The organism is Actinoplanes sp. NPDC026619 (genome assembly GCF_040638295.1).
Taxonomy (GTDB): domain Bacteria; phylum Actinomycetota; class Actinomycetes; order Mycobacteriales; family Micromonosporaceae; genus Actinoplanes.
This window is the reverse complement of the sequence record NZ_JBEZYA010000001.1, coordinates 311,502-336,882: the sequence shown is the minus strand read 5'-3', so window position 1 is coordinate 336,882 and position 25,381 is coordinate 311,502. Positions and strand designations below refer to the sequence as shown.

25 protein-coding genes are annotated in these 25,381 nt (G+C 69.0%); 13 read left to right on the top strand and 12 right to left on the bottom strand.

Features of this window, described 5'->3' with window-relative positions:
* Nucleotides 1-31 precede the first annotated feature (31 nt).
* Entirely contained in the window at nt 32-505 is a 474-nt protein-coding gene (locus AB0E90_RS01635) for a methyl-accepting chemotaxis protein (RefSeq protein WP_360397832.1), read from the top strand.
* Nucleotides 506-742: 237 nt separating this feature from the next.
* Nucleotides 743-1,024, top strand: coding sequence for an SDR family oxidoreductase (locus tag AB0E90_RS01630; RefSeq protein ID WP_360397830.1), 282 nt, complete (start codon nt 743-745; stop codon nt 1,022-1,024).
* A 51-nt stretch (nt 1,025-1,075) separates the two neighbouring features.
* Here the strand turns inward: AB0E90_RS01630 and AB0E90_RS01625 are convergent, their stop codons facing one another.
* Entirely contained in the window at nt 1,076-2,515 is a 1,440-nt protein-coding gene (locus tag AB0E90_RS01625; protein ID WP_360397828.1) for an MDR family MFS transporter, read from the bottom strand.
* 89 nt (nt 2,516-2,604) lie between these two features.
* On the opposite strand from AB0E90_RS01625, the gene AB0E90_RS01620 reads away from it, so the two are divergent.
* Nucleotides 2,605-3,213 carry a TetR/AcrR family transcriptional regulator gene (locus AB0E90_RS01620; RefSeq protein ID WP_360397826.1) on the top strand — a complete coding sequence of 203 codons (609 nt, stop codon included), beginning with the start codon at nt 2,605-2,607 and terminating at the stop codon, nt 3,211-3,213.
* Here the strand turns inward: AB0E90_RS01620 and AB0E90_RS01615 are convergent.
* Entirely contained in the window at nt 3,210-3,989 is a 780-nt protein-coding gene (locus AB0E90_RS01615) for a hypothetical protein (RefSeq protein ID WP_360397824.1), read from the bottom strand. The two genes, AB0E90_RS01620 and AB0E90_RS01615, sit on opposite strands and share 4 nt — an antisense overlap.
* A 312-nt stretch (nt 3,990-4,301) precedes the next feature.
* Between AB0E90_RS01615 and AB0E90_RS01610 the strand changes: the two genes are divergently transcribed.
* A complete protein-coding gene (locus AB0E90_RS01610; RefSeq protein ID WP_360399411.1) occupies nt 4,302-5,549 on the top strand; it encodes an MFS transporter in 1,248 nt (415 codons plus the stop codon).
* A 7-nt stretch (nt 5,550-5,556) separates the two neighbouring features.
* Nucleotides 5,557-6,327: an enoyl-CoA hydratase-related protein gene (locus tag AB0E90_RS01605; protein WP_360397822.1), complete on the top strand. Its 771-nt coding sequence runs from the start codon at nt 5,557-5,559 to the stop codon at nt 6,325-6,327.
* A 3-nt stretch (nt 6,328-6,330) separates the two neighbouring features.
* Here the strand turns inward: AB0E90_RS01605 and AB0E90_RS01600 are convergent, their stop codons facing one another.
* Entirely contained in the window at nt 6,331-6,717 is a 387-nt protein-coding gene (locus AB0E90_RS01600) for an MmpS family transport accessory protein (RefSeq protein ID WP_360397820.1), read from the bottom strand.
* A gap of 40 nt (nt 6,718-6,757) precedes the next feature.
* Here AB0E90_RS01600 and AB0E90_RS01595 point away from each other — a divergent pair, with 40 nt between their 5' ends.
* A complete protein-coding gene (locus AB0E90_RS01595) occupies nt 6,758-7,201 on the top strand; it encodes a TIGR03618 family F420-dependent PPOX class oxidoreductase (RefSeq protein WP_360397818.1) in 444 nt (147 codons plus the stop codon).
* Here the strand turns inward: AB0E90_RS01595 and AB0E90_RS01590 are convergent.
* On the bottom strand, nt 7,198-7,596 hold the full coding sequence (locus AB0E90_RS01590; RefSeq protein WP_360397816.1) for a VOC family protein: 399 nt from the start codon (nt 7,594-7,596) through the stop codon (nt 7,198-7,200). The two genes, AB0E90_RS01595 and AB0E90_RS01590, sit on opposite strands and share 4 nt — an antisense overlap.
* A 90-nt stretch (nt 7,597-7,686) precedes the next feature.
* On the opposite strand from AB0E90_RS01590, the gene AB0E90_RS01585 reads away from it, so the two are divergent.
* Complete coding sequence (locus tag AB0E90_RS01585) at nt 7,687-8,691, top strand: WYL domain-containing protein (protein WP_360397814.1); 1,005 nt, start codon at nt 7,687-7,689, stop codon at nt 8,689-8,691.
* Between the two features lie 133 nt (nt 8,692-8,824).
* On the top strand, nt 8,825-9,904 hold the full coding sequence (locus AB0E90_RS01580; protein WP_360397812.1) for a LacI family DNA-binding transcriptional regulator: 1,080 nt from the start codon (nt 8,825-8,827) through the stop codon (nt 9,902-9,904).
* On the opposite strand, the gene AB0E90_RS01575 is transcribed toward AB0E90_RS01580, so the two are convergent.
* The 8 genes from AB0E90_RS01575 to AB0E90_RS01540 all read right to left on the bottom strand — a co-directional run bounded on the left by AB0E90_RS01575 (nt 9,796) and on the right by AB0E90_RS01540 (nt 17,849).
* A complete protein-coding gene (locus AB0E90_RS01575; protein ID WP_360397810.1) occupies nt 9,796-11,037 on the bottom strand; it encodes a lactate racemase domain-containing protein in 1,242 nt (413 codons plus the stop codon). The two genes, AB0E90_RS01580 and AB0E90_RS01575, sit on opposite strands and share 109 nt — an antisense overlap.
* Nucleotides 11,034-11,894, bottom strand: coding sequence for a sugar phosphate isomerase/epimerase (locus tag AB0E90_RS01570; protein ID WP_360397808.1), 861 nt, complete (start codon nt 11,892-11,894; stop codon nt 11,034-11,036). Before AB0E90_RS01570 ends, AB0E90_RS01575 begins: the two co-directional genes overlap by 4 nt.
* The gene (locus AB0E90_RS01565) at nt 11,891-12,898 is read right to left on the bottom strand and encodes a Gfo/Idh/MocA family oxidoreductase (RefSeq protein WP_360397806.1); all 1,008 of its coding nucleotides are present in this window, start codon (nt 12,896-12,898) and stop codon (nt 11,891-11,893) included. Before AB0E90_RS01565 ends, AB0E90_RS01570 begins: the two co-directional genes overlap by 4 nt.
* On the bottom strand, nt 12,895-13,722 hold the full coding sequence (locus AB0E90_RS01560) for a sugar phosphate isomerase/epimerase family protein (protein WP_360397804.1): 828 nt from the start codon (nt 13,720-13,722) through the stop codon (nt 12,895-12,897). Before AB0E90_RS01560 ends, AB0E90_RS01565 begins: the two co-directional genes overlap by 4 nt.
* Nucleotides 13,723-13,727: 5 nt before the next feature.
* Nucleotides 13,728-14,630, bottom strand: a complete 903-nt coding sequence (locus AB0E90_RS01555; protein WP_360397802.1) for a Gfo/Idh/MocA family oxidoreductase — start codon at nt 14,628-14,630, stop codon at nt 13,728-13,730.
* A 31-nt stretch (nt 14,631-14,661) separates the two neighbouring features.
* Nucleotides 14,662-15,582 (bottom strand): carbohydrate ABC transporter permease, encoded by a 921-nt coding sequence (locus AB0E90_RS01550; RefSeq protein ID WP_360397800.1) that lies wholly within the window; start codon nt 15,580-15,582, stop codon nt 14,662-14,664.
* A gap of 114 nt (nt 15,583-15,696) precedes the next feature.
* Nucleotides 15,697-16,551 carry a sugar ABC transporter permease gene (locus tag AB0E90_RS01545; RefSeq protein WP_360397798.1) on the bottom strand — a complete coding sequence of 285 codons (855 nt, stop codon included), beginning with the start codon at nt 16,549-16,551 and terminating at the stop codon, nt 15,697-15,699.
* Nucleotides 16,548-17,849 carry an extracellular solute-binding protein gene (locus AB0E90_RS01540; protein ID WP_360397796.1) on the bottom strand — a complete coding sequence of 434 codons (1,302 nt, stop codon included), beginning with the start codon at nt 17,847-17,849 and terminating at the stop codon, nt 16,548-16,550. The genes AB0E90_RS01545 and AB0E90_RS01540 overlap by 4 nt, the downstream gene beginning before the upstream one ends.
* Nucleotides 17,850-18,030: 181 nt before the next feature.
* On the opposite strand from AB0E90_RS01540, the gene AB0E90_RS01535 reads away from it, so the two are divergent.
* The 5 genes from AB0E90_RS01535 to AB0E90_RS01515 all read left to right on the top strand — a co-directional run bounded on the left by AB0E90_RS01535 (nt 18,031) and on the right by AB0E90_RS01515 (nt 25,338).
* Nucleotides 18,031-21,135: a GH92 family glycosyl hydrolase gene (locus AB0E90_RS01535; RefSeq protein WP_360397794.1), complete on the top strand. Its 3,105-nt coding sequence runs from the start codon at nt 18,031-18,033 to the stop codon at nt 21,133-21,135.
* A 324-nt stretch (nt 21,136-21,459) separates the two neighbouring features.
* Complete coding sequence (locus AB0E90_RS01530; protein WP_360397792.1) at nt 21,460-21,897, top strand: PqqD family protein; 438 nt, start codon at nt 21,460-21,462, stop codon at nt 21,895-21,897.
* Nucleotides 21,890-22,669, top strand: coding sequence for a hypothetical protein (locus AB0E90_RS01525; RefSeq protein WP_360397790.1), 780 nt, complete (start codon nt 21,890-21,892; stop codon nt 22,667-22,669). The genes AB0E90_RS01530 and AB0E90_RS01525 overlap by 8 nt, the downstream gene beginning before the upstream one ends.
* Before the next feature lie 14 nt (nt 22,670-22,683).
* Nucleotides 22,684-23,604 (top strand): radical SAM protein, encoded by a 921-nt coding sequence (locus AB0E90_RS01520; RefSeq protein WP_360397788.1) that lies wholly within the window; start codon nt 22,684-22,686, stop codon nt 23,602-23,604.
* Between the two features lie 6 nt (nt 23,605-23,610).
* Nucleotides 23,611-25,338 (top strand): ABC transporter ATP-binding protein, encoded by a 1,728-nt coding sequence (locus tag AB0E90_RS01515; protein ID WP_360397786.1) that lies wholly within the window; start codon nt 23,611-23,613, stop codon nt 25,336-25,338.
* Nucleotides 25,339-25,381: the final 43 nt, after the last annotated feature.

Below are 25,381 nucleotides of genomic sequence, written 5' to 3'. Positions count from 1 at the left end.
CAGACCTACATCAAGATCCACGTCGGCGACTATGGCCAAGCTCGGCGAGTCTTCCGCGGAGATCGGCAACGTGATCAAGGTGATCACCCAGATCGCCGAACAGACCAACCTGCTCGCCCTCAACGCCACCATCGAGGCGGCCCGCGCCGGCGAGATGAGCAAAGGATTCGCCGTGGTCGCCTCCGAGGTCAAGGACCTGGCCCAGGAGACTGCCCGGGCGACCGAGGACATCTCCCGCCGCGTCGAGGCGATTCAGGCCGACACGTCCGGTGCGGTCACCGCGATCGAAGGAATCTCCACGGTCATCGCCCGGATCAGCGACTTCCAGACGACGATCGCGTCGGCGGTGGAGGAGCAGACCGCCACGACTGCGGAGATGAACCGCAGCGTCACCGAGGCGGCCAGACTGACCAGCCAAGGCGTCGGTGAGACTCAGCAGGCAACCGCGGAGATGGCTCGGATGTCCACCGAGCTCAGCGGGTTGGTAGCGTCCTTCCGCGTCTGACCGCATATCTCGATGAGGTGGATGCGACTGGCGGCCGATCGCCACGGTGAGCCACGGTGTGCCGTGAAGCCTGGTCGGCGGTTGGTATGACGCTGTCCGCAGGGAGCGCGCCATGGTCGCCGAGGTTGCCGGCGCGATCGCCGGCCTGGTCCTGGTGGCTGTCGCCGCCGGCCAGTTGGTGCTGGGTGCTTCCCGTCTGGCGCGGGGTTGCGGATCTCTCCGGTCGTAGTCGGTGTCGTGGTGATCGCGGTCAACAGCCTCACCGAGTCGGCCGCGATCACGTACGGGCCGCGCGGCCTCCGGGTCAACGCGATCGCGCCGGGCAATACGCGTACGGAAATGATCGATGCCTGGGAATCTGATTCGCCCGGCCTGGTGGAACGCCTGGTGGCGCAGACGCCGCTCGGCCGGCAGGCCGGGCCGGAGGAGATCGCACAGGCCGCCGCGTGGTTGCTGAGCGACCGCGCGTCGTTCGTGACCGGCGTCGTGCTGCGCGTCGACGGCGGCGCCCGGGCCTGATCTGTTCCGGACATCAGCGGCGGTACGCAGCGCTTCTACCGGAATCTCCAGTTATCCGGCGATGGCATCTGCCTTTTCCGCCCCGGCGGCGTCGGCTTCGGCTTCGGCGGAGGCCGGGCGGCGGCCGGGGACGAAGAACGCGGCGACCAGGGCCGGCATGGTGAGGATCACGGCCCAGAGGAACGCGTGGTCGAAGGCGGTGGCCGGCTCGGCGGCGTGGCTGGTCAGGCCACGCTGGAGGACCACCGCGAGGATGGCGGTGCCGAACGAGCCGCCCACCTGCTGCATGATCCGGGTGGTGGTGCTGGCGTGCGGGATCTCGGCCGGCGTCAGGCCCTCGTAGGCGCCGAGCATCACCGCCATCAGGATCATGCCGAGGCCGGCGCCCCGGATGACCAGCGCGATCGCCAGCACGGTCACGCTGGTGTGCAGACCGGCGAAGGCGAACGGCAGGGTGCCGACGATCAACAGAATGACCGAGACGAGTACGACCACGCGCCCGCCCCAGCGATCGAGGACGCCGCCGACCAGCCGGGAGAGCGCGATACCGAGGCCCTGCGGCACCATCAGCAGACCGGCCGTGACCACGCTCTCGCCGCGCAACTGCTGGTAGTAGAGCGGCAGCAGCAGCAACGCGCCGAACGACGCCAGCCCGGAGAGGAACATCAGCACGCTCGCGGCGGTGAACGACCGGCTGCGGAACAGCCGCAGGTCGACCAGCGGCTCGGCGGCACGCAGCGCCTGGAAGACGAACACGACGATCAGCGCGGCACCGCCGAGCATCGGGATCAGCACGGCCGGGTGGCCGAATCCGCCGCGGTCGCCGATCTCGCTGAGGCCGTACACCAGGGCGGCGAGTCCGGGGGAGAGCAGGAGCAGCCCGGTCCAGTCGAGCGGGTGGGTGCGGTCGCCGGTGTCGCGCGGCAGGTAGCGGATGGCCAGCAGGATGGCGGCGAGGCAGATCACCGGGTTGACGTAGAAGATCCAGCGCCAGTCCAGGTGGTTGATGATCAGGCCGCCGATGACCGGGCCGAGCACCGGGCCGAGCAGGGCGGGCAGGCTGACCAGGGCCACCGTGTTGCCGCTGGCCGCCTTGCCGCCGGCCGCGCCGAACAGCAGGGTTTGCATGATCGGGATGAGCAGGCCGGCCGCGACGCCCTGCAGCGCCCGGAAGCCGATCAGCGACCCGATGTTCCAGGCCAGGCCGGCCAGCATCGAGCCGGCCAGGAAGAGCCAAAGGGCGAAGATCCATACGGTACGGGCGCCGAAACGCTTGGTCGCCCACCCGGTCACCGGGATGGACATCGCCATGGCCAGCAAGTACGCCGTACTGACCCACTGGATCGTGGAAACCGTGGTGTGCAGGTCCTGCCGCAGCGAGGGGATCGCCACGTTGACGATCGTGGTGTCCAGCAGCGGGGCGATCAGGCCGATGACGATCACGAGCGCGAGCACCAGGAGGCTCGGCTCGCGGGTCTTGGTGGTGGTCATTGCATCCTCCCGTAAGAGACGGTGCGTCTCTAAATGAGGATGTTAGGCTCTCCGCTTAAGAGACGCAACGTCTCTCCCGGAGGTGTGATGTGCCAACCAGGCGGCGCGGCGAGGAGCTGGAGGCCACGATCCTGGAGGCGGCCTGGGCCGAGATCCTGGAGAACGGCTACAACCGGCTGACCGTCGAGGGCGTGGCGGCCCGCGCGAAGACCGGCAAGCAGGTGCTCTACCGCCGCTGGCCCAACCGGTCGGAACTGGCCGTCGCCGCGATCCGGCACGCTCTCGGCCCGCTGGTCGGGGTCGCCCCGGACACCGGCTCGCTGCGCGAGGACTACCTGGCGGTGATGCGCCAGATGACCGCCCGGGCCCAGCACTACACGCCGGAGCTGCTGCACGGGCTGCTGGCCGAGATGCCGGCCTGGGGCGGCGAGTTCTTCTCGACGACGCCCGGCTTCGTCACCGAGATCCTGCGTAACGCGGCCGCCCGCGGCGAGATCAGCCACGCCGGCCTGCCCGAGCGGGTGGCCAACCTGCCGCTCGTCCTGCTCCGTTACGAGGGCCTGCGCGGCGTCGGGCAGTGGTCGACGCTCGGCGAGGTCGACCTCGAGAAGTTCTTCGCCGAGATTCTCGACGAGGTGTTCCTGCCGCTGGTGATGGCCCTCGCCGGGCCATCACCTCGTCCGCGTCCCGGCCCCTAGACCGGGATGAGCCGGGCGGCGAACGCGACGGTGGCCACGTCGCCGCGCCGCAGCAGCGCGGCCGCCGGGTGCTCGCCCAGCGACTCGAGGCGGGTCGCAGTCGTCTCCACCAGGTGCGGCTCGGCGTTGAGCAGCCGCTTCGCCATGCGCGCCTGGGTCGGGGTGAGACCGGCGAACGCGCACTGCTTGAGCGCGGCGATGATCTCGGTGTCCAGGGTGCCGGCCAGCACCCGCTCGGTGACGATGTCGCGCAGCCAGGACGGCCACCAGCTGTACCGGCCGAGCGCGGCGCTCGACCGCACCGCCGGGCCGGGGGAGCTGCCGGCGGCGAGCAGCCGCAGGGTCAGCTCGCTGCCGTAGTTCTCCAGGTGCAGCGCCGACACGAATGCCTTGAGCAGCGGCGTCGTGCCGATCGTCGGCTCGACCGCAGCCGCGGCGACCGCCCACCTGCCCTGCAGCACGTGGCACAGCGCGTGTGCCGCGGCGGTCTCCGCGTTGTCGTCCAGCGATCGCTCGTCGAGGCGCGCGACGGTGGCGGCGAGCCGGACGGTCGCCATCGTGGCCCGCTCGGCGAGCTCCGCGCTGTCCGGCCGGTTCAGGTGGCGCAGCACGGTGTCGGCGGCGTTCTGGGCCTCGCGGCGCAGGAGCAGCGAAGGGATGCCCGGGATGATGGCGTCGCTGAGAGCCTCGGCCACCGAAGCGGCGTCGAACCGCTCGCAGTTCTGCTCGAACTCTGCCCACCACGACACCGCATGCCGCGAATCGATCGTGCTCACAGTCGCCTCCTCGTTCCGTCGGCCGCTCGTCTCGGCCACGATGAACGCATCGGCCGGGGGGACCCATCGACTGAGGTGCAACTTTTGGCGACGATCCGGCACCGGATCGGCAACCGGCCCAAGATCGCAAAATATGACGGAAAGTAGTCAGTTGAGTCCGGGCCGTAGTGATCGGGTGGGTCAAATGGCGGCTGGGTACCACCCGTTCGAGTGAAATGGGTCAACCTGTCTAACCACGGTTGAGTGACGCGGCGTTACGGCGAATCCTCGAACAACGCCCCCGTGCACGCTCGAGGAGGTTCGGTGACCGCGATGTCCCCTGCCCGGATGTTCGGGCCGCTGACCGGTCTGCTTCTCGCCCAGGGAAGCGCCCTCACCGCCAACCGCATCCTGTTGGTCACCCTGCCCTGGCTCGTCCTCACCTCGACCGGCAGCCCGACCCAGACCGGCCTGATCGCGTCCTGCCAGGTCGTGCCGTTCGTGATCGTGCAGGCGCTGAGCGGTCCGCTGCTCGATCGGGTCAGCGCCCGGCACGTCAGCGCCATCGGCGACTTCGCGTCGGCGACCGCGATCGCGGTTCTCGCCCTGTCCGGCACCCCGCCGTTATGGCTGATCGCGGTGATCGCCGTGATCGTCGGCGCCGCCGACGGGCCGGCCACCGCGGCCAAGTCCGTGCTGGTGCCGGCCGCGACCCGGGCGGCCGGCCAGCCGCTCGAACGCGGCACCGGCATCAGCACCGCCGTCGAACGCGCCTCCACCGCCGCCGGTCCGGCCCTGGCCGGCCTGATCATCGCCACCCAGGGCGTCAGCGTCGCGCTGCGGCTGGCGGCGACGCTGTTCGCCCTGGCCAGCCTCACCGGCCTGGCCATCACCGCGCACCGCCGCCGGCAGTCCGCCTCCGGCGGCTACCTCCAGCAGCTGCGCGAGGGCGCCGACTTCCTGCACGGCGACCTGTCGCTGCGCGCCATCGTCGCGATGATCGTCGCCAGCAACTTCCTCGACCAGGCGTTCCTCACCGTGCTGCTGCCGGTGTGGGCCCGCGACCACGGCCAGGGCGCCGAACTGGTCGGGCTGGCCATCAGCGCGTTCGCGACCGCGTCGGTCGGCACCGCCCTGATCGCCGCGTGGATCGGCAACCGGCTCCCGCGCCGCTACACCTACCTGCTCGGCTTCACCATCAGCGGAGTCTCCCGCCTGGTCGTCCTGGCCTGCGGCGCACCGGCGCCGGTGGTGCTGGCCGTTTTCGCCGTCGCCGGCCTCGGCTCCGGGCTGGTCAACCCGATCATCACCGCGCTGACGTACGAACGTGTCCCGGTCATGCTGCACGGCCGGGTGAACACCCTGATCACGGCGTGGGCCTGGTCCGGCATCCCGTTCGGCGGACTGGCCGGCGCCGCCCTGCTGTCGGCCGCCGGGCTCACCGCGTCCCTGTGGTGCTGCAGCGCGGCCTACCTGGTCACCGTGCTGCGCCCGGGCTGGCGCGTCCAGTGGCACCGCCAGCCCACCGAGCGCACCCGTGCCGCCCCGGCCGTGCCGTCACCCCAGACGGCTTCGGTGTAATAGGCACATGCCTGACGTCGTACTCCTCGATCATGGTTTGGTCGCCGAGATCCGGCTGAACCGGGTCGCCGCCCGCAACGCCCTCTCCAGCGCGCTCGCCGAGGAGCTGACCGCGGCGGCCGAGGCGGTGCGCGGCACCGCCGCCCGGGCGGTCGTGCTCAGCTCGGCCGACCCCGCCGCCTTCTGCGTCGGCGCCGACCTCAAGGAACGCGGCGGCCTCACCGACGCCGGCTTCATGGCTCAGCGCCTGGTCTTCCGCCGGGCCTTCGCCGCGGTCCGCGAGCTGGCCGTGCCGGCGGTCGCGGCGGTGCACGGCCACGCGCTCGGTGGCGGCTATGAGCTGGCGCTGTGCTGCGACCTCATCGTCGCCGACGAGACCGCCGTCGTCGGCCTGCCCGAGGTGCGGTTCGGCATCGTGCCGGGCGGCGGCGGAACGCAGTTGCTGCCGCGCCGGGCCGGCTACGGCGTCGCCGCCGACCTGATCCTCACCGGCCGGCATGTCCGGGCGGCCGAGGCGGCGCGACTCGGCCTGATCGACCGGCTGGTGCCGGCCCGTACCGACCACGAGGCGGCCACCGAGCTGGCCGACCAGATCGCCGCCAACTCCCCGGTGGCGGTCGCGAACGCGCGCAACGCGATCCGCCGCGGCCTTGACACCGACCTGGCGGCCGGTCTGGACATCGAGGACTCCGCGTGGCGGGCGGCGATCTTCGCCGACGACCGCCGCGAGGGCGTACGCGCGTTCATCGAGCGCCGCCGCCCGGACTGGCCGGGCTGAGGTCTACGGGATGGTCGTCTCGCACAGGGCGCCGCCGCGGCCGGCGGACTCGGCGAGCTTCTTGCCGTTGAGGAAGATGCGGCAGGTCGCGGTGCCGTTCGGGAAGTCGGCGCCGACGGCCGCCCACTGGTTGGCGCCGGTGAACTCGACCGTCTCTGACCAGGACGAGTCGGCCTGCGGGACCAGCTGCGACTGGTTGCCGTCGGCGACGTACGTGATCCGGAGGGCGGAGCTGCCGCTCGTCTCGACCTCGTAGCGCACCGACTTGCCGCCGCCGGCGACGAGGATCCCGGCCACCGTCGCCAGGAGCACGGCCGCGACCACCGCCAGGATCGCGACCAGGGTCGTCCGGCTGGGGGTCTGGATCGTCGGGAGCGCGGGTTCCGTCACGGCAGGCACGATAACAATCGTCGATGGGTAGGCTGCAGACGTGGGTGAAGCGACGCTGGACAAGTTCGCCGCGCTGGCGGCCAAGGAACAGGGCCTGATCATCGTGTCGACGCTGCGGGCGGACGGCACGATCCAGGCGTCGCTGGTGAACGCGGGCGTCCTGCCCGACCCGTTCACCGGCGTGCGTGTGCCCGCGTTCGTGACCTACGGCCCGGTCAAGCTGGCCAACCTGCGGGCCCGGCCACAGTTGACGATCGCGGCCCGCTCGGGCTGGGACTGGGCCGCCGTCGAGGGCGCCGCCCGCCTGATCGGCCCGGCCGACCCCGCCGAGGGCGTCGACGCCGAGCGCCTGCGCCTGCTGCTGCGCGAGGTGTTCACCGCGGCCGGTGGCACCCACGACGACTGGGCCGAGTACGACCGGGTGATGGCCGAGCAGCACCGCACGGTCGTCCTGCTCGACCCGGCCCGGATCTACAGCAACTAACGCTGCTGGCGGGCCGCCGCGTCGGCGGTGACCGGGGTGAAGAGGTTGACCAGTGTCCCGTCCGGGTCCCGGAACAGCAGGGACCGGTTCCCCCAGGGCATCGTGGTGGGCGCCTGGACCAGCTCGCCGATCCGGTCGCGGAGCCGGTCGAACTCGGCGTCCACGTCATCGACCCGGAACTCGATGATCGCGGTGCGGTTCGCCGCCGGCTCGGCCGATCCTTCGCCGAACAGCTTGACCGTGGCGGTGCTGCCGATAGCGAGCGTGGCCCCGGGCAGGACCAGCTCGCTGAAGTCCGGCGTGTGCCGGCGGGCCGTCTCCCCGGTCACCTGCTCGTAGAAGTCGGTGACGCGGCTGACCTGGTCGGTGATGAGACGAATCGATGCCAGATTCATGGCGTTTCCTCCGTGACGTGGTGGGCTCACGGAAAACGCTAGGCTCGATACCGGGCAGAATCCGCCCGGTATCCGAGGACAATCTGACGTATGACCGGACCGACCTCACGGGTGCTCGCCCTCCTGGAGATCCTCCAGGGCGGTGGCACCCACGCCGTTCCCGGCCTCGCCGAGCGGCTCGGCGTCGACGAGCGCACGGTGCGGCGCTATGCCGGTCATCTGCTCGATCTCGAGGTGCCGGTCGAGTCGGTGCGCGGCCGCTACGGCGGCTACCGGTTGGCCCCGGGGTTCCGGATGCCGCCGCTCATGCTGACCGGGGAGGAGGCGCTCGCCCTCGTGCTCGGCCTGGTCGCCGGCCGCCGGGCCGGTCTGGTGACCGCCTCGCCCGAGGCCGCCGAATCGGCCGCGGCGAAGGTGCGCCGGGTGCTTCCGGCGACGCTGGCCGCCCGCCTCGACGCGTTGCTCGCGACGATCGCGTTCACCGCCCCCGCGCGCGAGGCCCCGGCCGCCGACACCACCGTGCTGCTCCAACTGGCCGAGGCGGCGCGGCAGCGCCGGCCCGTGATGATCAGCTACACCGACCGCACCGGCCGCAACAGCGAACGGACCATGCATCCGTACGGGATCGTCGCGCACTCCGGGCGCTGGTACCTGGCCGGGCCGGGCGCCGCCTCCGGCGAGATGCGCACGCTGCGGCTCGACCGGATCGCCTGGGTCCGGGTCGAGCCGGGCGCCTTCGTGGTGCCGGACGGCTTCCAGCCCGCCGACGTCGTGCTGACCAGCCTGGCCGGCACGCCGTGGCAGCACGAGGTCGTCGTCGCGGTGCGCGGCCCGGCCGAGGAGGTGCGGGCGCGGCTGCCGCGGGGTGTCGCCACCGTCGAGCCGGGCGACGGCGACGGCGCGGACTGGGTCGTCGTCCGGCTGCGGGCGGAGCGGCTCGACTGGCTGCCGGGCGTCCTGGCCGGGCTCGGGCGCCCCTTCGTCATCCGCCAGCCGGCCGAGCTTCGCGACGTCGTGCGCGCCTGGACCGACCGGGTCGCGGCCAGCGCAGCCGCGACGTCACCGCAGGAGGCAGCAGCCGCCTACGGCAACTGAGCCGGCGGGGCCGGCGGCGCCGCGGCCACCGCGGTTCTGGCCGCCCGTAAGGCCGCCCCGGAGGACGTGCCGTTCATCCCCGGTTCCTGACAAGAGACTGCGGATCGACGATGGCGGATTTAACATCCTCGTCATGGGCCGCCCGACCATCTACGACGTGGCGCGCGAGGCGCGGGTGTCCGCCTCCACGGTGTCGCGGGCCTATGCGCGGCCCGGACGGGTCAACTCGGACACCGCTCAGCTGATCTTCCGGGCGGCGGAGCGGATCGGGTACCGGGTCGCGGTCAGCCGGCAGCCCGTGCCGGGGGCGGTGCGCAACGCGATCGCGCTGGTGGTGGCCGACGTGACCAACCCGTTCTACGGCGACATCATCAAGGGCGCCTACGAGGCCGCGCGGGAAGCGGGCTACCAGCTGATCCTGTCGCACACCAACGAGTCGCCGGCGGTGGAACGGGAGACCATCGAGCGGGAGCTGGGGCAGGTCGACGGGGTGGTGATCGCCAGCTCCCGGATGACCGACTCGGCACTGCGGATGGTGGCCAAGCAGAAGGCGGTCGTGCTGCTCAACCGGAGCCTGCCCGAGGTCAGCTGCGTGCTCAACGACGCCGAGCGGGGGATCCGGCGGGCGGCGGAACACCTGGCCATGCTCGGGCACGACCGGATCACGTACGTCGCCGGGCCGGAGACCAGCTGGTCGGACGGCGTGCGGTGGCGGGCGTTGCGGCACGTCGCCGCCGAGCTGCGGCTGGAGACGCGGCGGGTCGGGCCGTACGAGCCGACCGTGCTGGCCGGGCGGCACGCCGCGATCCGGGTCGCCGAGCTCGCCGCGACCGCGGTGCAGGCCTACAACGATCAGCTCGCGATCGGCATCGTGCAGGGGCTGCGGCAGCTCGGCGTGCGGGTGCCGGAGCAGGTCAGCGTGGTCGGCTTCGACAACATCCCGATCGACGAGCTGGTCGAGCCGACGCTGACCACGATCGCCTCGCCGCTGTTCCGGATGGGCTTCACCGGGGTGCGCAACTGCATCGCGGTCGCCCAGGGCGCACACCCGAGCGGACGCCCGCTGGTGCTTCCGGTCCGCCTGGTGGTGCGGCGGTCGACCGGTCAGCGCCCGGACCGCAGCCGGAAGAGCACCTCGCCGGCCCGGGGGACGACCAGCGTTTCCGGGTCGGCCTCGAAGGCGGCCACGTCGATCGTCGCCGGGTCGCGGTAACCGAGGTTGACCGCCCGGCAGACCTCCTCGGGGATGCCGGTCGCGAGGGTGACGGCGACTCGCAGCCGTTCGACCCCGGTCTCCGCGTCGTAGGTGCCGGCCCCGCGCAGGTGGGTGGAGTGGGCGAGCACACCCCAGTGCACGTGCGAGAACGTGTCCCACTGCTTCACGAAGTAGTCGCGGCAGTGGTAACCGATCTCGTGGATCTGCGGGTGGCTGGTGGCGATCTCGGTGATGTGCGGGGCGTAGAGGATCACCTCACCGCCGTCCGCGACGATCGGCTCGACCTTGTAGAAGCCTTTCGCGCCGGTCCAGATCTCGTCGTACATCGACGGGATCAGCGACAGCACCCGGCGCACCGGCGCATCGCGGTAGGTGATGTGGGTGGCGGCGCTGATCTCGGCCGCGCTCGCCCACGAGGAGATGCAGTCACCGAAGGAGATCGAGTGCAGGCCGCCCTGCTCGGCGGTGACCACGCACAGGGCGTATTTGGTCGCCGGGATCAGCGCGGCGCCGTCGTTGATCAGGGCGCGCACCGGCGTGAGCGACGTGGTGCCGATGATCTCGGCCGAGGTGATCAGGGCGCCGAGCCAGTGCGACACGTCGATGATCTTCTGGCCGGCCACGCCGGGGAAGAAGTACTTGTTGCCGCCGGACATGCCGACCACCTCGTGCGGCAGCACCGGCCCGACCACCAGGGCGATGTCGTGGTCGACCACCGCCCGGTTGAGCAGCACCTCGACGTCGCCGCTCATCCGTCCGTCGGACAACTCCTCGATCCGGGAACTGGGGATCGTGCCGAGGTCGGCGAACGTCGACGGGTCCCACCACTCGTGGTTGCGCACCTCGACGCCGGGATAGGTGCCGACGTGCGCGGCGAGGGCCTCGTCGCTCATCGCCCCGTGCGTGCCGAGCGCGATCAGCACGGTCAGCTTCGACACCCGGCCGTGCAGGGCCCGGTGCACCGCCCCGACGAGCAGCGGCAGCGGACAGGTGCGGGTCGCGTCCGGCACGAGCACGCAGACGCTGCGGCCGTCGAAGTCGATCGCCGCGAGTTGCGTCACGACGAACTCGGTGATCTCCTCCTCGGACAGGATCTGGTCGGGGCCGCCGAGGCGGACAGCGTCGCTCATGGGTCGATCCTGCCAGCGAGCGCCGCCTGCGCCCACGCGAACGACATGCGGTGCGACTCCTTCTTCGACGCCACGCTCGGCTCGTCCACCTCGATCATGAAATCGCCGTCGTAGTCCGCCGGGATCGCGGCCAGCACCGCGTCGAAGTCGACGACGCCGAGACCGGGCTCGGCCCAGAGCCGTTTGGACGCGGTGGCTTCGGCGTAGGAGAGGGACGAGCCGAGATGATCGGGGAAGACATCCTTGATGTGGATGCCGCCGAGCCGGTCGGCGTAACGCCGGATGAAGGCGGCCGGCTCGATGCCGGCCCACCGCAGATGCCCGGTGTCGGGGCCGAGGCCGATCACGTCCGGGCCGAGATCGTCGAGCAGTCTTGTTAATTCGGATTCGGTTTCGAAGATGCCGCCCACGTGCGAGTGATGCAGCGGCCGCAGGCCCTCGGCCTGCAGCGCGCGGCAGACCTCGCCGCACAGGTCGATCGCCCGGGTGAGCCGGTCTTCGGAGAAACCGGCGCCGACGGCTGGTCGGGCCAGTCGTTCCGGTCGCGCCACCGAGGAGATCATCGTCCGGTCGAGGCCGAGCTCGACCTGGGTGGCCGCGAACCGTCGGGCCTTCTCGATCTCGGCGGCCGGCTCCACGGTCTCGTCGAACGGCGAGTTGAACAGGCTCAGCGCCGGCCGCAGCTGGTAGCCGTCGAGCCAATCGCGGTACGCCGGCGCGGTCATGCCGTCGGGCACGTCCGCCTTGACCGCGGTGAAGCCGATCTCCTGGAAATCCGCGAACGCTTCGGCGAACACCGCGCGGGTCTTGCCGGCCGTGGCCCAGTAAGGGATCGGGTTGGCAGCGAGCCGGCTCACGACAGCACCACCGGGCGGCCGGTGCGCGCCGACTCGTACGCGCCGGTGATGACCGAGATCGCCAGCCGGTTCGTCGCCAGGTCGACCCGCAATTCCTCGGTGCCGGCGAGAGCGCCGAGGAAATTCAGGTATTGCCGCCGGTGCGCGTCGGACAGTTGCCCCGGGTTGCGGCCCGCGGTGTCCACGCCGCCGGCAACCACCGGCGCGTCCAGGAAGTAGGCCAGCTCGTCGTTGTCGATCACCGCCGAGCCACGGTCGCCGTGCACCTGCAGCCGGGCGCTCAGGCCCGGATAGGCCGCGGTGGTGGCGTGCAGGACGCCGAGCGCGCCGGACGCGAACCGGACCAGCCCGGTCGCGACGTCCTCCACCTCGATGCGCTCGTGGGCGAGGGTGCCGGTGTAGGCGAACACCTCGACCGGCCGGCCGAGGGCGGCGATCAGCAGGTCGACGGTGTGCACACCCTGGTTCATCAGGGCTCCGCCGCCGTCGAGCTCCCACGTGCCGCGCCAGTCGCCGGAGTCGTAGTAGCCCTGCGAGCGGTACCAGTCGATGGACGCGATGCCGGAGGTGAGCCGGCCGAAGTCGCCGCGCTCGATCGCGGCGAGGGTCTTCTCGGTGGCCGGGTCGAAGCGGTGCTGCGAGATCACCGTGACGAGCGTGCCGGCTTCCCGCTGCGCCCGGATGATCTCGTCGGTGCGCTCGACCGTGATCTCGGCCGGTTTCTCGACGATCACGTGCTTGCCGGCCCGCAGCGCCTCGATCGCCGGCGAGCCGTGCCGGCCGGTCGGGGTGCAGATCACGACCACGTCGATCTCCTCCGCGGCGAGGGCGGCGGCCATCGAGGGGTACGGTCGTCCACCGCGCTCGCCGGCCAGCCGCTCGGCCTTCTCGATCTCGACGTCGGCGACCGCGACCAGCTGCGCCCGATCGGACAGCTGCCCGAGGACCATGCCGTGGTGGGTGCCGATCACCCCCGCGCCGACGATGGCGAAGTTGATGCTCACGCGTACTCGATCCCCTCGGTTTTGAGCAGGTCGGTGAAGGCCTGCCAGGCGGTTCGCCACAACGCCGGGCCGGAGAAGCCGCCGGTGGCGTGGCCGGTCGCGAGGTGCGGTTCGAGGGAGAAGAAGCCGTCGAAGCCGTCGTGGCGCAGCGCCCGGATGGTCTCGGCCAGCTCGCCGTCGCCCTGGCCGGCCGGCACCACCGTCCCGTCGGCCAGCCGGGCGTCCTTGATCTGGACGTATTCCACGTGCGGCCGCAGCGAGGCGTAGCCATCGGTGAACGGGCGCACCCCGACCTGCACGAAGTTGGCCGGGTCCCAGGCCAGCCGGAGATAGGGCGAGCCGACCGAGCGGACCAGGTCGAGGCAGCGGGCCGGCACGTCGCCGTAGATCTCCTTCTCGTTCTCGTGCAGCAGGATCAGATCGGCCTCCTCGGCCACCCGCACCAGGGCCCGCATCCGGTCGATCACCTCGGCGCGGTGCACGGCCGGATCATCGCCGCCGGGAAGGAAGAACGAGAAGATCCGGATGTACGGGGCGTCGAGCAGGTGGGCGACCTCGGCGGCGTGGCGCATGCGCTCCAGATGCGGCGGGAACGGATCACCTATCCCGATCTTCCCGATCGGCGACCCGATCGACGACACTTTCAGCCCGTACACCGCAAGCGTGTCTTTGATCCTGGTCAGTTGATCGGATGTCAGGTCGAGGATGTTGACGTCCCAGGCGCTGCGCACCTCGACGTATTTCAGGCCGAGAGCCGTAACGGCCTCGCACTGCTCGGTGAAGTCGGGGGAGATCTCGTCGGAGAATCCGGAGAGGGTCCACATCGTCGCTACTTTCGGTAGATCTGGTCGATCAGTTGCTGTGCCTTCAGCGCTTCCCGCGGGCCGATCCAGAACGGCTCGGGATCGGCCAGCGAACGATAGAAATCGGCGATCAACAGCTCGTGCGACGCGCCCCAGTAGGACCGGCCGCCGCCGTCCGGTCGCAGCTCGGGGACGGTTTCGGTGCGGCCGTCGCGGTAGGTGATGGTCAGGTCGCCGCGGATGAGCAGGGTGCCGCGCCCGGCGGTGATCTCGATCGTGACCGGCGCGTCGGTGGCGTTGGTGACGGTCGCGAAGAACACGCTGCGTGCACCGCCGGCATGGTCGAGCACCATCGTCGCGGTGTCCTCGACGTCGCCCGGGAGCCCGCCCAACCGTCCGATTTGTCCATCGCGGAACGAGGCCTCGCCGAGCAGCCACTGCAACAGGTCGAGTGTGTGGATCGCCTGGTTGATCAGGACGCCACCACCGCTTCGCGCCTTTTGCCCGCGCCAAGGTTTGGCCTGGTAATAGGCCGCGTCGCGATGCCACATGACGGTGGCCGAAGCGCCGGTTACCGCGCCCAGGTCCCGCAGGACATTTCGGGCGGCCTGCGAGGTGGCGTTGTAGCGGTTCTGCAGGCAGACGCCGATCTTGAGATTTTGGGAAGCCGCGACCAGCTGCGAAGCCTCCTCGACCGTGTGCGCGACCGGCTTCTCGAGCAGCACGTGAATGCCCCGCGCCAGGGCGTCGAGGGCGATCGGCACGTGCTGGTCGTGCGGCGTGCAGATGTGCACGACGTCGGGTTTCGTCTCGTCGAGCAGCTCGCGGTAGTCGTGCGTGGCCACCCCGGCGAGCGTGACGCCGAGCTTCTTGATCGCCGCCAGGTGCACCACCGACACGTCGCCCCGGCCGATCACCGCGACCCTCACTTGATGCCTCCCGCGGTCAGCCCGCCGACCCTCATTTGATGCCTCCCGCGGTCAGCCCGCCGACCAGATAGCGCTGGAAGATCAGGTAGAGCAGCACGACCGGGGCCGCGCAGATCAGCGCCGCCGCCATCATCTGCGAATAGACCGGCAACGCCCCACCCTCCTGCGACGACCCGAACACCTGCAGCGCCACCGCGGCCGTGTGCGTCTCGGGCCGGGTCAGCACCGAGGCGAACAGCACGTCGTTCCAGCCGAGCAGGAACGCGAAGATCCCGGACACGACGATCGCCGGCAGGCTCAGCGGGATGACGATCCGCCACAGCACGACCAGCGTGGACGCGCCCTCGGTGCGGGCCGCCTCCTCCAGCTCGCGCGGCAGCCCACGCAGATAGGTGACCATCACCCAGGTGGAGAATGGCAGGGCGAAGGTCAGGTAGGCCAGGAACAGCCCCCAGCGGGTGCCGATCACGGTCAGCCCGAGGTAGTTGCCGGCCGAGGAAAACAACACGAAAACCGGAAGCAGCATTAACGTCCCGGGGACACTTTGCAGGCCAACCAGCCCGCGCAGGATGGTGAGCCGCCCGAAGAACGAATAACGCACGAGGACGTAGGCGGTGATCGTGCCGAGCAGGGCCGACGCCACCGCGGTGCAGGCGCAGACGATCAGGCTGTTGACGATGCCGGTGGACAGATCGGCCGTGGTCCAGATCTTGGTGTAGCTGTCCAGGCTGACGCTGCTCGGCCAGAACTCGCCGGCGGCCACGCCCACGTCGCTGTTGAGCGACGCGAGCACGATGTAGCCGACCGGCACCAGCACCACCGCCACCAGCAGGGTGGTGATCGTGATCAGCAGCGGGCGGGGGAGCAGGCGGGTGACTTCCGACGACGCGCTCAGCGCCGCCTTTCGTTCGCGCTGCGGGGCTCGCAAAACCGGCTCACTCCTCGCGCTCACAGCGCCGCCTTTCGTTCGCGCTGCGGGGCTCGCAAAACCGGCTCTCTCCTCGCGCTCACAGCGCCGCCTTTCGTTCGCGCTGCGGGGCTCGCAAAACCGGCTCTCTCCTCGCGCTCACTCGTGCACGTCCAGACGCACCGCGCGCAGGTAGACGAAGAGCGGGATCGCGATCAGCACCAGCGACAGCACCGCCATCGCCGCGCTGAGCCCGAACCGCAGGCTCTGGAAGCTGGTGACGTAGACGATCATCGGCAGCACGTTGACGTTGTCCGGCGCGGGCGCCCCGAACAGCACGAACGGCAGGGTGAAGTTGTTGATGTGGCTGAGCGTGGTGAGCAGGCAGGCCAGCAGCACCGGCCCGCGCAGGTAGGGCAGGATCACCCGGGTCAGCTTCGGCCACCAGGTCGCGCCGTCCACCGCGGACGCCTCGTGCACCTCGTGATCGACCGACTGCAGCGCGGCCAGCGCCATCAGGTAGATGAACGGCCAGGCCGCCCAGATCTCCACCCCGATCAGTGTCCAGTACGAGTTCGGGCCGCTCAGCCACAGCGTGCCGGTCCGGTGCAGCCACGCGTTGACCACGCCGTCCGGCTGCAGCATGGTGCGCCAGACGGTGGCGACCACGAACGACGGCAGCACGTACGGGATCAGGAACACCGCCCGGACCAGGCCGCGCCCGCGGTACGCGTTCTGGGTGACCAGCGCGGCAGCGATGCCGATCGGCACAGTCGCGATCGTGGCCAGCACGGCGAACGAGACGCTGATCCCGATCGCGTGCGGCAGCCCCGAGCCGAACGACTCGACGTAGTTGCCCAGGCCGACGAACGGCGCCCGCACCCACCGGCGCAGGGTGTACTGGTCGAGGTCGATCGCCGAGATCCACAGGGCGAGGATCAGCGGGATCACGACGATCAGCGCCATCAGCAGGCCATCCGGCGCCAGGAGCCAGAGCGGGCGGTTCCGTCTCACTTGGCCCGGTCCAGTGCGGACTGCGCGGACTTCTGCGCGGTGGCCAGCCGGGCGTCGATCTGGGCCGGGCTGATCGAGCCCTTGGCCAGGTCGGGCAGCGACTGCACGGCCACGTTGGTGAGGGCGAGCTGGATGTCGCCCCACGCGCCGGTGAACGGGGTCGCCACCGACTTCTTCGCCGCCTCGGTCACCGGGGCCAGCCGCTGGTCGGACGACAGGGTCTGCAGCGCCGCCGCGTTCGCCGGCAGGTTCCCGAACTTCTGGTAGTAGTCCAGCTGCACGTCGGGGTCGGTGACGAGTTTGACGTACTGGAAAGCGAGATCTTTGTTCTTGGAGTAGTCGGCGACGAGCAGGTTGTCGCCGGACAGGATGCTGGCCGCCTCGACGCCGTTCGCCGGCCGGCTGGTCGCGCCGGGCGGGACGGTCGGCAGCAGGGCGAACTTCCATTTGCCCTTGACCGCACCCTGTTCGAGCGAGTTGGTCGCGGTGCTGGTGGTCAGCAGGAAGTAGCCGGTCTTGCCCTTGGCGAAGGCGGCCAGCGCCTGCGGATTGGTCCAGCCGACGGCGGCCGGGTCGACCACCTTGTCGGTGGCCAGCCAGCCGAAGTACGTCTGGTAGGCCTTCCGCACGGCCGGATCGGTCAGCTTCGCCGTCTTACCGTCCACCAGCGGGTTGCCGGCCTGCACCGACATGCCCCAGGCGAACTTCCACGGATCGAAGTTGTCCTTGTACCCGACCGCGAGACCGTACTGATCGGCCTTGGTGAGCTGCTTGGCCTGCGCGGTGAGCTCGTCCCAGGTGGTGGCGGGCGTGGTGACCAGGTCGGTGTTGTAGGCCATCACGAACGGCCGGCTGACCCACGGGATGCCGACCTGGTTGTTGTCGTCCGGCCCGGAGATGCCCAGAGTGGCCGGGTTGAACTTGTCCTTGCCGCCGATCTTCTGCCACTCGTCGCCGCCCATTTTCACAAAAGCGCCGGTGGAGTACGCCGTGGGCGTGAACGTGGTGCCGACCGCGTAGACGTCCGGCCCGGTGCCGGAGACCACCGACGTCTGAATCTTGGTGAGCTCGTCGTTGGCGCTGGCGAACGTCTCGAACTTCACCGTCGAGCCGGTCTGCGCCTTGAACTTGTCGCTGATCGTCTTCTGCCAGGCCGCGAACTCCTCCGGATATTGAGTGTTCGCTCCGATGAGGACGTTGAGGGTCTTGCCATCGCTGCCGCCGTCGTCCCCGCCGCCGCAGCCCGCGAGCGTGACGACCAGCGTCGTTGCACCGATCAGCGCCGTTGCCCACCGCATGAGGCCTCCTCTTCAGTGATCTGAGTCACTGTCTGCTCGCCTCGCGCGGCGGTGCAACGAGTTGCCATTTGTTGCCCCAACGGGCCGACTCGCCGGTTCCGGAACCTCAATGCATTGACATGCATGGATCAGCGCCGACAACGTTGTCATCACCCCTGTGTCGGGATGAAGGGACGCTCCCATGATTCGTGCCCTGACCGCGGCGGTCCTCCTCACCACCGCTGTCCTCGCCGCTCCACAACCGGCGCTCGCTGCCGACCTCAACCTCACCCAGTACGTCAATCCGCTGGTCGGCACCGACGACTCCAACTCACCGAACCCGGTCGGCGGCGGCGCCGGCGGCAGCACCTTCCCGGGCGCGACCGTGCCGTTCGGGATGACGCAGTTCAGCCCGGACACCCCGAGCGGCTCACCGTCCGGTTACCGCGACTCGGACCGCACGATCGAGTCGTTCAGCCTCACCCACTTCAACGGCGCGGGCTGCCCGAACAACGAGGATCTGCCGATCCTGCCGATCACCGGAAACCTCGGCTCCTCGCCCGGCTCGGCCTGGACGTCGTACGCCAGCGCCTACACCAAGAGCAGCGAGAGCGCCGCGCCCGGCTATTACAAGAACACGCTCGACAAGTACGGCGTGACCGCCGAACTGGGCGCCACCAAGCGAACCGGCGCGATCCGGCTGACCTATCCCGCCTCCACCACCGCCCGGGTGCTGATCAACGACAGCCGCTCGGCCACCGGCGACCGGGCCGGCAACGTGACGGTCAGCGGCAACCGGGTCTACGGCGAGCACACCGCGGGCGGCTTCTGCGGCGGCCGCACCTACAAGGTCTATTACTCGATCCTGTTCGACCGCACGCCGACCGGGTTCGGCACGTTCAGCGGCTCGACGATCAGCGCCGGGTCGGCGACCGCGAGCGGCACGCAGACCGGCGCGTACGTCACCTTCGACACCACCTCGAACGCGGTGGTCAACGCGACCGTCGGCGTCTCGTTCGTCAGCGTCGCCAACGCGCAGAACAACGCCACCGCCGAGGCTGCGGCGTTCGACACCGTGCGCGCCAACGCGACCGCCGCCTGGAACACCGCGCTCAACCGGGTCCAGGTCACCGGCGGGGCCACCGCCGACCTGCAGAAGTTCTACACCGCGCTCTACCACGTGCTGATGAACCCGAATCTGGCCAGCGACACCAACGGCCAGTACATGGGCTTCGACCAGGCGGCGCACACCTCGACGACGCCGATCTACCAGAACTACTCGGGCTGGGACATCTACCGCTCGTGGGCGGCGCTGGTCTCGCTGATCGCGCCGGACGTGATGACCGACATCGTCAAGTCGATGGTGCTCGACGGCCAGCAGGGCGGCCTGCTGCCCAAGTGGTCGCAGCAGAGCATCGAGGACTTCGTGATGCCCGGCGACCCCGGCCCGATCATCGTCGGCAGCGCATACGCGTTCGGCGTCCGCGGCTTCGACACCGCGGCGGCCCTGGCCCTGATGAAGAAGAGCGCCACCGCCGGGGCCACCCAGGGCTACGTGCTACGCGGCAACGAGGCCACCTACGAGAGCCAGCACTACATCGGCGGCAACCCCTCGGAGACCCTGGAGTACGCGTCGAGCGACTTCGCGATCAGCCGGTTCGCGTCGGCCCTCGGCGACACCGCGGCCGCCTCCACCTACGCCACGCATTCGCAGTACTGGCGAAGCCTGTTCAACGGCGAATCGTCCTACATCCACACCCGCAACGGCGACGGCAGCTTCCCGTGGCCGCTCAACCCGGCCACCGAAAGCCCCTACACCGAGGGCAACGCGGCTCAATACACCTGGATGGTGCCGCACAACCTGGGCGCGCTGATCACCCTGATGGGCGGGAAATCCACCGCGATTCAGCGACTCGATCATCACTTCACGCAGCTGAACGGCGGGCTGTCACTGCCCTATTTCTACGTCGGAAACGAGCCTGAGCACGGGGTTCCGTGGACGTACAACTACGCCGGGAAGCCGGCCGGCACTTCCGACGCGGTGCGAAGGGTGATGAACGAATCGTTCACCACCGGCGCCGGCGGCCTGCCCGGCAACGACGACCTGGGCGCGACCTCGGCCTGGTACGTCTGGGCCGCGCTCGGCCTCTACCCGGTCACGCCCGGCGCCGACACCCTGGCGGTGCACGGCGGGATCTTCCCGAGCGTGCTGATCCAGCGCTCCACCGGCAACATCACGATCTCCGGCGGCAGCGCCACCAGCCCATACGTCCAGTCGCTGTCGGTCGGCGGCACCTCGACGAGCCACAACTACCTGCGGTACACCGACATCGCGGGCGGCGGGACCATCGCGTACACCATGGGATCGTCGCCTTCGTCGTCGTGGGGGACCGGATCCGGTGACGTTCCGCCGAGCTTCGGCGACGGCGCCACCCAGCCGCCCGCCGAGCCCGACCTCGGCGCCAACCTCGCCCTGAACAAGCCGGTGACCAGCGGCTCCGGCGAATGCTCCAGCAGTGAGAGCGCCGCCAAGGCGGTCGACGGCCAACTCAAGGGCAACAGCAAATGGTGTACGGGCGGCACGCCGCACACCCTCACGGTCGACCTGGGCTCGGCGCAGACCGTCTCGTCGTTCGTGCTCAAGCACGCCGGCCTGGGCGGCGAGCAGACCAACTGGAACACCGGCGCCTTTACGATCGCGACCAGCACCGACAACGCGAACTGGTCGACCGCGGTCACGGTGAGCGGCGCACGCAACAGCCGCACCTACGCGCCGATCCCCGCCCGCACGGCCCGTTACGTCCGGCTCGACGTCACCACCCCGGCCAACGACGCCAACAGCGCCGCCAGAATCTACGAGCTCGAGGTGTACGGATCATCCAGCGCACCCGTGGATCTCGCGCTCCGCACGGCCGTGACCGCCGACTCGGCCTGCGGCACCGGTGAATCCGCCGACAAGGCCGTCAACGGCAGCTGGCTCGGCGGCTGGTGGGACAAGTGGTGCTCGCAGGGCTCGTCGAAGTGGTTGCAGACCGACCTCGGCGCCTCGAAGCACGTCGGCTCGGTGGTGCTGCGGCACGCCGGCGCGGGCGGCGAGTACCCGGAGTGGAACACCCGCGACTTCGACATCCAGACGTCCCCCGACGGCACCACCTGGACGACGCGGGCCTCGGTGCGCGGCAACACCGCCGACAGCACCACGACCACGGTGAACGCGGATGCCCGCTACGTGCGCCTGAACGTCATCACCCCGACCTCGAGCGGCGACACCGCCGCCCGAATCTACGAAATGGACGTCCGGGGCTAGCTCCTCGCCGCCGCGTTGCCCGGCCGTTCTGATCGCGGCGCTCCCCGTCCGGGGAGCGCCGCTTTGCCATTGGCGAGAATGGCCGGCGCCGGCGAACTCGCCGGACCGCGCTCGCAAAGATATCTCGATGAATTTGGAAATAAGCTCGGCAGGGCGGAAACCGTTGGTTCGGGATGGTGAAAATATCTTGATGAATGTGTAAACAGGCTGTTCGGCGTGGCTTTCATGCGGCCCGGGCTAGAAACGGGGGCACCGGTCCAGAGTGGCGTGTGTATAGTCGGCGACGCGTCTGAAGGCGTGATTAAATGCCACTGTCCAAGGAGGATGAAGTATGCGCGCTACGTACTCCAAGCCCTGCATCAAGTGCGGTCAGGTCACGCGCCGGAGCAACACGACGGCGATGAACTGCACCCACTTCGCCTGATCGAAGTCTCCGAGGCGCGCTTTGCATCATTGGTGTCGAGCGCGCCTCGGGCCCTCACCTTGGAGCACATGATGTATACGGCGACGGCAGACTTCAAAATTCGCAAGATGGATGGTGTCGAATACCTGGTTCCCATCGGGGGAAAGTGGTCGGAGTCGGCTGACCTGATGGAACTGAATCCCGTGTCAGCTGTCATTTGGCGAAGCCTTCCCGGTGACCTGAGTGGCGTCACAAAGGCAGTGGTCGCGGCGTTCGAGGTTGACGAGGAGACCGCGCGACAGGACGTCGAAGAGTTTCTTCAAGAACTTGTCGAGCTGGGCCTGGTGGTCGATGAATAGCCTCGATCGGCGGCTTTTGCTGAAAGACCGTGAAGTGGAAGTCGGGCCGGGTTCGCCGACTCCTGGCATTTTCCACATCGCATGCAATATTCCGGTGGTCTTCCGGGCGCCGTGGGAGAAGATCCAGTTCAAGCGGTACGACACGGTGCGTCGCGGTCGCTCCGTGACAACCGTTGCGGAGGAGTTCGACTTCGCACGTCAAAAGGATTTCACGGTCACCCACACGTGGGGTGCCGACGAGGCGACCGTGCGCGTTACCGGAGTCGAATACGACGGTGTTCCGGCCCGTTTGCTCGCGGACGGGTTCACTCCGTGGGCTCTGCTCACCCAGGGCTGCCTGAGCCTGCACGCGGCAGCCGTGCTGGTCGGCGATCACTTGATCATCCTGAGTGGCTATCACGACGCCGGTAAGTCCACGGCGGCTCAGTCACTTGCCGATCGTCATGGCGGCACGCTCATCAGCGACGACTCTCTCATCGTCCAGTTCGAGAACGACGGGGTCTTCGCCTGCGCGGCTTTCTGGGAAGAGGGTTGCCCGCAGGCGCCGGTGCGGACGCCGCGAGTGACATTCGCGCTGATCGACGACGGCAGCGGCGAATTCCAGCGCTTCGGCCCGACTATGGCGTCTGCCCAGTTCGTTGGCGGCCTGTACTGCGCCGAGGAGTGCTTCGACGTGGGGACCGCGCTCATCTCGGAACTTATCTCGCGAGCCGGCTACCTGCTGCTTCCTCCTCGGCCATCGGCTCAAGTCCTCGACCGAATTCTTAGTTAGCTAGGGGAGCCAACATGCCCGGCATGCTCGAACGTATGACGATCGAGTTGACCACTCTCTGCAATTTGCGTTGTGTGCACTGTTATCAGGAGCACAACCCCGGTGACACGATGGCCGCGGACATGGCGCTGAAGCTCATCGAGATCGCGGATGATCTGGGGATTGGCGAGATTGTTCTGACCGGCGGCGAGCCGATGCTTCATCCGCAGTTCCCGGCCATCTACGAAGAGGCGCGGAAACGTGGGTTCATCGTGCGGATCTTCACGAACGGGCTGGCAATTCCGCCGCGGAACTGGCCGATTCTCGAACAGATGCCGCCGCACGAGGTCGAGATCACGATCTACGGCACGACGGCGCAGGTGCTGAAGACGGTGACTCAGCGCAACGTCGACCTCTCGGTCGTCCGGGACAATATCGGCCGGTTTCAAGGCCTCGGCACACCGGTTCACCTCAAGTACCACGCAATGACCGTCTCGAAGGACGACACGGGCCCATTCATCGAGATGGCGAAGGAACTGGGCTGTACCTGGGCGATCAACGTCTCCATCATCCCGATGCGGAACGGCGACCGGGCACCGTTGCAATACCGGCTCGACGGTGACAGCGTCAAAGAGGTCGAGCGCGCCAACAACCTTGATTTCCTCGGAAAGTCCATGGGCGAGGAAGACTTGCGGAAGTGTCATCTCGGCGAAGAGATCTACATCACTGCGCAGGGCACCCTCCAAGGCTGCGTGATCTTTATGGGCGTCACCGAGCGACTTGAGATCGGCGACGTCAAGAGGCAGATGCTGCAGATTTCCGCCGCCGGCGATCAGATCAAGCAGGTCCGTAACTTCAACAAGGGTGTTTGTCCGGCGTGGCTGCACCTCGAAGGCACCAAGAGGGTGGGCGACTACCTTCGCAGCATGGGTGCCGACGATCTCCAGAATGCGTAGCCCGCGATGACGGCAGGATCGGCGGCGACCGGGCCGGAAGCGGAATCGAGGCACGTTCCGTTCCTGGAGACCTTCTTCGCGACGCCACGGGCGGCGGGACACTCCACGAGGTCCATCAAACTCCTCCTCGCGTTCGGCGTGATGTCGTCGGTGATCTCAGTGCTCCCGCCGCTGATATTCGGCGAAGTGATCGACGCCGTGGTGCGCGGCCTCAACACCGGCGGGTGGACCGGCATCGCGCGGTCCGCGGGCGTCCCGCTTGCCCTGTTCGCGGGCGTCTCCCTGGTGGGTGACCTGCTCCGGATCGGCTACGGATTCTCCGTGACGCAGTACACGAACCGCCTGGTGGGCGACATCAAGCTGGCAGTCGGCTCGGCGGCGCTCGATGCAGATCCGCGCGTGCGGAACAGTGAGAGATCACAGCTGTCCTATCTGGTGAGCGTCGACAGCGCGCAGCTTCCGTCGCTCTATTCCGTGCCGATGACGACGGTGCTGTCGGACCTGTTCGACAGTGCGTTGATCATTCTCATCGTCCTGGCGGTCGACTGGCGGCTCGCGATCATTTTGATACTCCCGATCCCGCCGATGTACCTGATCGCCAAGCGGGCGGGAATGCGTCAGAATCTGCTGGCGCGGAACACCCGGGCGGCGGAGTCGGAGATCAATGACCATGTCGACCACATCGGCTCGGCGTGGCTCACCATCCTGGTCTTCGGTGGCCGGGATCGCGAGGTCAACACACTGAACGGCCTACGTCGTCGTGCGTTGGACCAGAGCCGTTCCGCGACCGCCAACCTCGCTGGCATGATGGCGCAGTTGAGCCTGATCCGGATCGTCGTGTCGGTACTGCTGATCGGGGTGGCCGCGTGGCTCGCGGGCTCCGGGGCGATCGCGGTCGGCAGCGTCGCTACGGTGATGCTCTACCTGAGCCGGTTCTATTCACCCGCCATCAACCTGTCGAAGTCGTATCAGGCCGTGCAGCGTGGTCTGGTCTCCGCCGACCGACTTCGTGCTTTTGTCGAGGGTCAGCAGACATGGCCTTCTACGCCCGCTGGGCGTGACTCGCAGCCGCCAGGTGACGGCGAAGAGACGCGTCTTTCCGCACGCCATGTCGTTCTGGATCTGGCCGACGGCGGCCGGATCAATATTCCCGACTTCTCGATCCATCGTGCCGGGCTGATTCTGGTGACCGGACCGAGTGGCTCCGGCAAATCGACCCTCCTGCGTTCGCTGCTCGGACTCGGCGCCCCACCGGCGAAGGGAGCCTTCGAAGTCAATGGGCAGTCGCTCGAGCTCTACGACGCCACCGAACGCTTCGCGCTTTTCTCGTACGCCGATCAGGACAACTCGCTGCTGCGCGGATCGGCGATCGATTGCGTGACATACCCGATCCGAGATGATCCGGAGGAGGCCGGCAGGGGCATGCGGGCGCTCTCGGGCGTCGGGCTGACCAGTCTCGCTTCCCGGCGGATCGGTGCGACCGAGAACGCCGTGTCCGGTGGGGAAGCGCGCCGAATCGTTCTCGCACGGGCGCTTGCGCGTCCCTCGCCCATCCTGATCGCCGACGAGGCGACATCGAATCTCGACAAGGAATCCCGTGCCCTGGTGGAGACGGCTCTGCTCGCCGAGAGCCGGCGTCGGATCGTCCTCCTCGCAGTGCACGATCCGGGCACCATGCTGACCGAAGCAGCCAGCGCCGTCGTCGAGTTCACGGATCCCAAGACCCTGGAGTGATGTGCGGATCGGGAAGCGCGGCGTAGGGCTCTCCTCAGTATGC